Annotated in this window: 10 protein-coding genes; 9 read left to right on the top strand and 1 reads right to left on the bottom strand. The window is 48.9% G+C overall.

The window, feature by feature from the left end:
- Positions 1 to 609 (top strand): EAL domain-containing protein (locus tag ACI4N7_RS09190; protein WP_439733062.1); only part of this gene is annotated, 609 nt, incomplete at its 5' end.
- 75 nt (positions 610 to 684) lie between these two features.
- On the opposite strand, the gene ACI4N7_RS09185 is transcribed toward ACI4N7_RS09190, so the two are convergent.
- On the bottom strand, positions 685 to 1113 hold the full coding sequence (locus ACI4N7_RS09185) for a universal stress protein (protein ID WP_439733061.1): 429 nt from the start codon (positions 1111 to 1113) through the stop codon (positions 685 to 687).
- A gap of 269 nt (positions 1114 to 1382) precedes the next feature.
- On the opposite strand from ACI4N7_RS09185, the gene ACI4N7_RS09180 reads away from it, so the two are divergent.
- From ACI4N7_RS09180 to hpt, 8 genes are all read left to right on the top strand, one after another.
- Positions 1383 to 2411, top strand: coding sequence for a hypothetical protein (locus ACI4N7_RS09180; RefSeq protein WP_439733060.1), 1029 nt, complete (start codon positions 1383 to 1385; stop codon positions 2409 to 2411).
- 130 nt (positions 2412 to 2541) lie between these two features.
- Positions 2542 to 3258, top strand: a complete 717-nt coding sequence (locus ACI4N7_RS09175) for a hypothetical protein (protein ID WP_439733059.1) — start codon at positions 2542 to 2544, stop codon at positions 3256 to 3258.
- Positions 3259 to 3285: 27 nt separating this feature from the next.
- Positions 3286 to 3822 (top strand): nitroreductase family protein, encoded by a 537-nt coding sequence (locus ACI4N7_RS09170; RefSeq protein WP_439733058.1) that lies wholly within the window; start codon positions 3286 to 3288, stop codon positions 3820 to 3822.
- Positions 3823 to 3831: 9 nt separating this feature from the next.
- On the top strand, positions 3832 to 4347 hold the full coding sequence (locus ACI4N7_RS09165; protein WP_439733057.1) for a nitroreductase family protein: 516 nt from the start codon (positions 3832 to 3834) through the stop codon (positions 4345 to 4347).
- Between the two features lie 132 nt (positions 4348 to 4479).
- Entirely contained in the window at positions 4480 to 5046 is a 567-nt protein-coding gene (locus ACI4N7_RS09160; protein ID WP_439733056.1) for a S1 RNA-binding domain-containing protein, read from the top strand.
- A 53-nt stretch (positions 5047 to 5099) separates the two neighbouring features.
- Positions 5100 to 6014 (top strand): Ppx/GppA phosphatase family protein, encoded by a 915-nt coding sequence (locus ACI4N7_RS09155; protein ID WP_439733055.1) that lies wholly within the window; start codon positions 5100 to 5102, stop codon positions 6012 to 6014.
- The gene (gene tilS, locus ACI4N7_RS09150) at positions 6011 to 7468 is read left to right on the top strand and encodes a tRNA lysidine(34) synthetase TilS (protein ID WP_439733054.1); all 1458 of its coding nucleotides are present in this window, start codon (positions 6011 to 6013) and stop codon (positions 7466 to 7468) included. Before ACI4N7_RS09155 ends, tilS begins: the two co-directional genes overlap by 4 nt.
- Positions 7465 to 8016 (top strand): hypoxanthine phosphoribosyltransferase, encoded by a 552-nt coding sequence (hpt, locus tag ACI4N7_RS09145; protein ID WP_439733053.1) that lies wholly within the window; start codon positions 7465 to 7467, stop codon positions 8014 to 8016. The genes tilS and hpt overlap by 4 nt, the downstream gene beginning before the upstream one ends.
- The last annotated feature ends 51 nt before the right edge of the window (positions 8017 to 8067 follow it).

Below are 8067 nucleotides of genomic sequence, written 5' to 3'. Positions count from 1 at the left end.
GTTTTCCCTGACGAGTTTATTCCTGCAGCAGAGTCTAACGGCCTGGTGACTGTACTGGGACTGCAGGTTTTCAGAAAAGTATGCTCCTTTATCAGCCAGGGAGGTATGCAGCAGTCCGGCATTGAATGGATCAATATCAACGTATCTCCGGTGCAGTGTTTAGGGAGAGATCTTCCTGAAAAACTGGAGAAGATTCGAAAGGAATATGGCATCCCTATCCGGTATATCCATCTTGAAATCACGGAGCAGGGAGCACTGGGACCGGGCGGACTGGAACAGATTGACTTGCTCCACCGTCTGGGCTATACGATGATACTGGATGATTTCGGTAAGGGCTATGCCAATTCCAGCCGTGTGAAATCCATAGCCCTTTCGGGAATTAAGATCGATATGTCCCTGGTGTGGGCACACTTCAAAAAGCCGGATACCTACCTGCCCAATCTCATCAAAGGGTTTCGGGATCTTGGATTTACCATTACTGCAGAAGGAGTGGAAACGGAAGAAATGGTCAAAGGGCTGAGAGCCATGGGCTGCAATTATTTCCAGGGCTACTATTACAGCCGGCCTGTGCCCATGTATGAATTTCTAAAGAAATACAGGGTTTCCTGACGTAAAAAATCCCGCAGATACTGCGGGATTTTTGATGTCTGCATGATGGGTTTCTCCTTGGCTCAGCCTGGTGTGTTATTTGATGATAAGCACCGGAACCTTGACATGGTGGATGACATACTGGCTCACACTGCCCATAATAAAGGAGGACAGGGAACCTTTTCCGCTGTTTCCCATAATGACAAGATCTATGTTTTCTTCTTCCACCAGCGAGGTGATGACATTACCCGGTACACCAACCCGGATCACAGGAGTAAAATGAATATCCGGCGGAACCTGCTTTTTGATTCGTTCCATGACGGCTTCCGCTTTTTCCTTGACCGATGCAAAGCCGTTCCGGTCCAGGTTTACCTGCATGAGGGGATAGGCGGCTTCTCCTACATCGGCTACTACTACCGCATATAAATCGGCCTGATAGGTTTCAGCCATTTCCAGTCCATAGTGGAAAGCATTGTCTGCGGTGCCGGAGCCGTCAATGGGAACAAGAATTTTTTTGAACTGCATGGGAAGACCTCCTTTTGAAAACAGATTTCCTTATTCTGTATTTCCTGTTATGATATATTATGATTATAGCATGAAGCCACATTCTTCTTACAGGAGAAAAATGCGGGAAGCGCTGATTCATTTACAGTCTGATTGTATTCTTGGATTTTCAAGGAATAGAACGATGCGAACAGCCGGCTGTTGAAAGAGTCCCAGGACGCAGCAGTGCATAAAAATCCTTATGAAATCAGACTCTATGAATGAATCAGTGCTTCCTCAGGGAGGAATCTATGAAAAAAATAATGCTGGCTCTGTCCATAGCCCTGCTCACTGTTCCTGCAGGAGCAGCCCTGGCCGAAGACGGTGCGGAAAGTGTCATCCTGCCGGCGGCGGGAGAAAATTTTGTGTATGATAATAAAGTAAGCGGAATATCCATGACAATTCCGGGGAACCGGGTAGAAAATCAGGATTCCAATGGCCCCGTGTACCAGGCATATCTTCCGGATGAAGGCATTTCCCTTTCAATCCTGTCCCGGGCCCATGCGCAGCCCTACATGGAAAGCCAGATGAAGGAAAAACTGGCGGATGCGGAAAAATTCCTGAAGGAAAGCATACGGAACTCCGGCGAAAAGCAGCTGTACCTGAAAAAGGTGAAGATTGGCGGAGAAACCGCTTTTATGGCGGGAACTTCGGGAAAAGGGGAAGCCGGAAACTTCGGGGTAATCCGGTATGTCTTTCTACGGCCTGACGGAACGGCCATGGTTTCCTTTACCATGAAAGAAGAGGATATGAAAAAGAACAGCTCCTATGTGGAGCAGCTCATAAATACGGTGAAGTTCTATACGCCCATGCAGAAGATCAGCGTGAAGGGCACGGCCTATACCTATGATATTCCCGCTTCCATGAAGGTGGATTATGATCCGCCGGTAGCACCGGATCACGTACTGGTAGCAGGCAACCGGCTCCTTATGACAGGGGTGGCGGTCCTTTCCCTGTCGGAAAATCCGGAATTCAGTTTTCTCCCGTCCAGCCTTTCCGGACTTACGGATGCAAAGAAGGAAGAAATTATCCGTCATTTCCAGGATAAGCTGGCCAGTGAGAGTACCGGGAAATATGTAAAAAATGTATCCTTCCTCTTTGGACCCGTTCATGGCATGGATGGGCTGCAGCTGGATTTTGATGACCAGGGAGATCACACCAGAAGCTATATTTTTGTCAAAGATGGAAAATACATTTCCTTCGATTATATCTACAATCTGAAAGAGAAGGACTATGCCGAAGGGGTAATCGCCCAGTCGGTTCAGTCGATTTCATTATAAATAAAAGAATTCATGGCTGCAGTGCCTTTGCGCTTCTGCTTTGAATTCATCAGTTATGGAGGTGGTATTCTTGTTCTTTCATTTGTTTGGTTCAGGGAAAGAGGAATATATAGAAGAATACGCGGATAAAATGGCTGCGGCGGCAGTTAATGATACTTTGGATGCCGATTCGCTGGAAGATTTCATTGCCTATGCGAAAGAAAAGGATCTGGGAAACAAGCAGCTGGCCCGCGCACAGGCCATGGCCTGTGACAAGGCCTTTGAAAAGCTGTACCATGACGGGTATATGGATGATGATGAATACGGCATGTTCTCTGATCTTCTGAAGATCTGCTACATGATGAAGGAAGAGGCCAAGTATAAATACACTACCATTGCCAAACGGTGCAATGCACTCTATAAAATTCAGGAAGAAGGCCTCATGCCTACCGTCAGCAGGGAATATGCCAATGTCAGGTACCGGGATGGGGAAAAACTCCATTTTACTTCCGCTGCCCGTCTGATGAAGCCTAAAAAACCATTGAAAAAAGGAGGCGACCGAACTATTTCCAAAGGACATCCCTTCCGGGTGGGAAATTGGGAAAATAAAGAGGACAAAAACCTTTGGGAAGCAGGTGACAAGGGAGCATTCTGGATTACCTCAGAACGGATGGGTTTCCGCAGCAGAAAAGAACAAACAGTGACGGAGCTTTCCGATCTGGACCATGTGGAGCTGGGAAACGGGCCCCTTTGTGTTTATGAAAAAGGAAAAGACAGCCCCTGGTGTGCTGCCATTGATGATTATGAGATGGCCGGCGCTCTGCTGTCCCGTATTTTGAACGGGAAAGATGCCTGCTCACAGGAATGACATTGGATTATAAAAAAGGAGATTGCCATGGAATTTGATCATGTACTGGCCGTAAGGAGTTCGGTACGCCGGTATACGGATGAACCGGTTTCTGAAGAGGAAATTGAAAAGATTATAGCCGCAGGAGAAAGAGTGCCGGTAGGACATTTTGATTTCAAGAACTATGCCATCGCTGCCATTACGGATAAGAAGATTCTCCAGCTTCTGGCGGAGGAAAATCAGGCCCTCTCGGGGAGAGGAGATCCGATCTACGGGGCGCCCCTTCTTCTTCTCATCATGAGTACGCCGGAGGCCAGGGCCGATTCCATTAAGCTCAATGCAGGCATTATGGCGGAAAATATGCATCTGAAGGCTGTGGATCTGGGCCTCGGATCGATCTGTATTTACAGCTTTATCCGCACATTGAACAGTACCGAAGGTTATGGCAGGTATTTCCAGGCCATGCATCTGCCGGAAGGGCTGCAGCCAGCCATGGCAGTCGCCGTAGGCCATACGCCTGTCCCCCAGAGGGAGAGACGGCTTGTGCCGAGAATTAAGACATTCCGCATTGACGGAAAGGAATAGGAGGATATTATGGAATTTGATACTGTTTTATCTCTTAGAAAATCAGTCCGCTCCTACACAGAAGAACCGGTTTCTGAAGAAGACATCAGGGCCCTGATTCATGCGGCCCAGGAATCTTCCGTAGGCCACCACAATGATAAGGGCTATGCCCTGGTGGTGGTGCGGGATCCTTCCGTACTGAAACGGATCAGCACAGAAGGCGGAGAGAAGGCAGGAAAGCCCCATATGATTTATGAAGCACCCCTTCTTATCCTGATCTGCCGCACGAAAGATGTCATGGAAAATCTGGAAGGATTTGATGCCGGTATTATTGCAGAGCATATCCATTTAAAGGCTTCGGATCTGGGCCTTTCTTCCGTCATACTTTTCGGATTTATCCGTCTGCTGGGCAAGGATGCAGATTATCTGAAAATGCTTAAGCTGCCGGAAGGCGTAACACCGCTCCTTGCTGTAGCGGTAGGCCATTCTCAGCTGTCGGGCAAGGCAAGAAAAGAAGACCGTCATTTTGCAGTGATTGAGAGGTAATCAAACACCCTTCTCCCTCAGAGAGAAGGGTGTTTTTATTACACATGTTGCTATTGCTATTCCTTAGAAAATCTCGTATAATCAAATTAATATTTATATTTAGGTTTTTCAGGGAGGATGTATTTTTTTCTCATGGCTTTAGAGGTCGGCAACATCGTAGAAGGTACCATTACCGGTATCGCAAAGTTTGGCGCATTTGTAGAACTGCCGGATAAGAAGGTGGGTCTGGTTCACATTTCTGAAGTAGCAAATGAATATGTAAGTGATGTGAATGATTATCTTAAGGTAAAAGATAAAGTCAAGGTCAAGGTCATTACCATTGATGACAGAGGCAAGATTGCCCTCTCCATCAAACAGGCCCAGCCTGCTACAGGAAAGGAAGAAAAGAGACAGGAACGTTTCCATAGTGACCACCAGGGACACCGTGATTTCCATGAAAGAAACGAGTTCCGCAGCCGTGAGGGCCATCGTTCTTTTGAACGCCGCCAGGAGGAAGGGGAAGCCGATTCCTTCCGTTCTGAAAGACCGCAGTTCAATCGTTCGTTTTCAGGCGGTTTCCGCACGGCGAAAAGAGAAGCCCCGGCTTCTTTTGAGGATAAGCTCAGCCGCTTCCTGAAAGACAGCGATGAAAGACTTCTTGATTTGAAGAGAAATGTGGAATCCAAGAGAGGCGGCCGGGGAGCCCGGCGCTCTGACTGATTCGGAAAAAAGGGAGCATTCCATGCTCCCTTATTATTTTACAGGGGGATAACATGCGTGCGATTATCGATATCGGGACGAATTCAGTGCGTCTTTTGATTGCAGAAAAAGATGACAAGGAAGAATGGAAGGTTCTGAAGAAGGATCTCCGCAGTACCCGGCTCGGTGAGGGAATGACAGACAAGGCGTTTATCGGCAGGGGACCGGAGGAAAGAACGCTGAAGGCGATTGAGGAGTTTACTGCTGCTGCCCGGCTGGCAGGAGCGTCTGAAATTTATGCCTATGGTACGTCAATCATGCGGGATGCAGCCAATGGCCCTGCCTTTTCTGATGAGGTTACGGCGGCAGCCGGAATCCCTGTACGCATACTGACCGGGAAGGAAGAAGCCTATTACAGCTATATCGGCGCGGCCGGCACATCAGGCGTGGTTACTTCGGTGGTGGACATCGGAGGAGGATCCACGGAAATATGCACAGGCTTCGGCACGGATATCGGCATGCGCCACAGCTTCCGGCTCGGATGTGTGCGCTGCTCGAAGCAGTTTGACACCACCACGCCCCGGGGTCTGGCAGAGCTGAAGAAGCACTGTTTCGATCTTTTCCGACATACGGAACTGATGAAATATGTGAAAAACGTAAAACGCTGGATTGGCGTAGGCGGCACCGTTACATCCCTGGCTTCCATGCTGCAGGAGCTGGAAGTGTATGATTCGACGAAGGTACAGGATTTCATTATTCGGCAGGAAGAGGTAAACCGTATGCTGAAGAAGCTTTCTGCCATGTCCTATGATGAAAAATGTCATCTGGTGGGGCTCATGCCGGAAAGAGCAGACATCATTGTGGCGGGGGTTGCAATCCTTGACAGCCTTATGGAATACTTTGCCCTGCCGGAAATCATGGTGAGCGACAGGGATCTTTCGGAAGGGCTGCTGGATGCGGATGTGCTGCAGCCGAAAGAAAACGCATGAATAAGAAAGAATTTGTGGAAAAGGTTCTTCGCTTTTCCCGGGAAAAAGGCCTGTGGAAAAAAGGGGATTCCGTTTTGGCCGCTGTATCCGGCGGACCGGATTCGCTGGGACTGCTCCTGTTTCTGCGGGAAATCAGGGAAAGGGAAGAAATTCGCATCGGCTGCTGCTGCGTGAATCATCACCTGCGGGAGGCGGCGGAAAAGGAAACGGAATACGTGGAAGAGCTGTGCCGCCGTTTCAGGATTCCCTTTTACCGCAGGGATGTGGATGTCCCGGCGGCCAGACAAAAAGAAAGGGGATCCGTGGAAACAGTGGCCCGGACTCTTCGTTATGAAGCTCTGGCTGACGCGGCCGAAGAGGGAGGGTTCAGTCATATAGCTTTGGCTCATCATAAGAATGACCAGGCAGAGACCATCCTTTTTCATTTTCTCCGGGGCAGCGGCATGAAAGGACTGACGGGCATACAGCCTGTGAGAGGCTGCTTTATCCGCCCGTTTCTTTCCGTTACAAGAAAGGAAATCGGGGAATTCCTCTCTGCCTTTCCTGTGACTCCCTGCCATGATGAAACCAATGATATTCCTGACGCCACGAGAAACCGGATTCGTCTTCTCCTGATGCCCCGGCTTCTTTCCTATAATCCGGAGCTGGCAGAGTCCCTGTCCCGCATGGCGGACATCCTGAGAGGGGAAGAGGATTTTCTGGAAGAGGAAGAAAAAAAGGAAGAGCCTTTTTTTTATGGCACTGATGATGTCCTTACCTTTCCCAGAAAGCACTGGCGTTCTCTTCATCCGGCCCTGCAGAGGAGGATCCTTCGAAGGGCAGGAGAGAAAATAAGCGGCAGAGCACCGGATGCAGAAGGGGTGGAGCGCATGCGCCTTCTTGCCCTGCAGGGCAGAAAAGGGAAAATGACCTCTGCTGCCGGTACGGTCATGGAAGTCGGCAGAGAGGTGCTCCTTTTCCGCCGCGGAAATTCGCATACCGAAAGCAGAGGCAGTACAAAGGAAGAACTTTACCTTCTTTATAAAAAATGGATGGAAAAAGAAAAGCCGGTTTCAGCAGAAACTGGTATAATAAGCAGTGACCATAGAGTTACAGAGACTCTGGGCCCATGGACCATGACAATAGAAAGGCTGAACGCCCCTGTAAAAACCATGAAATGCCAGTATCTTCTGGACGGAGATCAGGTGGGGCACATCCGGCTGAAAAGGGCGGAAAAAAACGACCGCATGGAACCCCTGGGCATGGAGGGAAGCAGAAAGATCTTCTCGATTCTTCAGGAAAACGGCATCTCTCCGGAGCTTCGCCGGGAATGGCCGCTGGCGGCAGATGAAGAACATATTTATTGGACCGGGTTCCTGAGAGGAAGCCGGAGGGCCAGAGTAACAGAAGGAACCACCAATTTCCTTCTTCTTACACTGACGTGGAATGATAAGGAGACTGAATCAGAAACATGAAAAACCTGGGAAAAGATATTAAAACCGTACTGATTACCAAAGAACAGATTGAAAAAAGAGTAAAGGAACTGGGAGAACAGATTACCAGAGACTATGAAGGGAAAGATGTGGTGCTGGTAGGCATTCTGAAAGGCGCTATGCCTTTCCTCTGCGATCTCATGCGGTCCATCGACCTTCCGGTTACCCTGGATACCATGTGTGTATCCAGCTATGGCAACAGCACCATTTCTTCCGGCCATGTCAATATTAAAAAAGATCTTGACCGGGATATCCGGGGCAAGAATGTAATCGTGGTGGAAGATATCATTGATACCGGCATTACCATGAGCGCCCTGGTGCCGCTTCTGAAGCAGAGAGGCGCCGCTTCTGTGGAACTGGCTATCTGTCTCAATAAGAAGGAAAGACGGGAAAAAGATGTGGACGTCAAATACATCGGCTTTGATATTCCCGATGAATTTATCGTAGGCTACGGCTGCGACTATGCGGAAAAATACAGAAACCTTCCTGATGTATGCGTGCTGGACAGCCGGGTATATACCAAGGCCTGAATGTAAAAGTGCAGCCCATCAAACAGGAAACGGTTTTGTGCGTATGAAATT

The organism is Dialister sp. (genome assembly GCF_051885895.1).
In the GTDB taxonomy this organism is placed as follows: domain Bacteria; phylum Bacillota; class Negativicutes; order Veillonellales; family Dialisteraceae; genus Dialister.
This window is presented reverse-complemented; position numbering and strand designations above follow the sequence as displayed.

Excerpts from the sequence above, each read along its gene's own strand:
- ACI4N7_RS09185 (WP_439733061.1), bottom strand. The coding sequence starts at position 1,113 with ATGCAGTTCAAAAAAATTCTTGTTCCCATTGACGGCTCCGGCACCGCA.
- ACI4N7_RS09180 (WP_439733060.1), top strand. The coding sequence starts at position 1,383 with ATGAAAAAAATAATGCTGGCTCTGTCCATAGCCCTGCTCACTGTTCCT.
- ACI4N7_RS09175 (WP_439733059.1), top strand. The coding sequence starts at position 2,542 with ATGGCTGCGGCGGCAGTTAATGATACTTTGGATGCCGATTCGCTGGAA.
- ACI4N7_RS09170 (WP_439733058.1), top strand. The coding sequence starts at position 3,286 with ATGGAATTTGATCATGTACTGGCCGTAAGGAGTTCGGTACGCCGGTAT.
- ACI4N7_RS09165 (WP_439733057.1), top strand. The coding sequence starts at position 3,832 with ATGGAATTTGATACTGTTTTATCTCTTAGAAAATCAGTCCGCTCCTAC.
- ACI4N7_RS09160 (WP_439733056.1), top strand. The coding sequence starts at position 4,480 with ATGGCTTTAGAGGTCGGCAACATCGTAGAAGGTACCATTACCGGTATC.
- ACI4N7_RS09155 (WP_439733055.1), top strand. The coding sequence starts at position 5,100 with ATGCGTGCGATTATCGATATCGGGACGAATTCAGTGCGTCTTTTGATT.
- tilS (WP_439733054.1), top strand. The coding sequence starts at position 6,011 with ATGAATAAGAAAGAATTTGTGGAAAAGGTTCTTCGCTTTTCCCGGGAA.
- hpt (WP_439733053.1), top strand. The coding sequence starts at position 7,465 with ATGAAAAACCTGGGAAAAGATATTAAAACCGTACTGATTACCAAAGAA.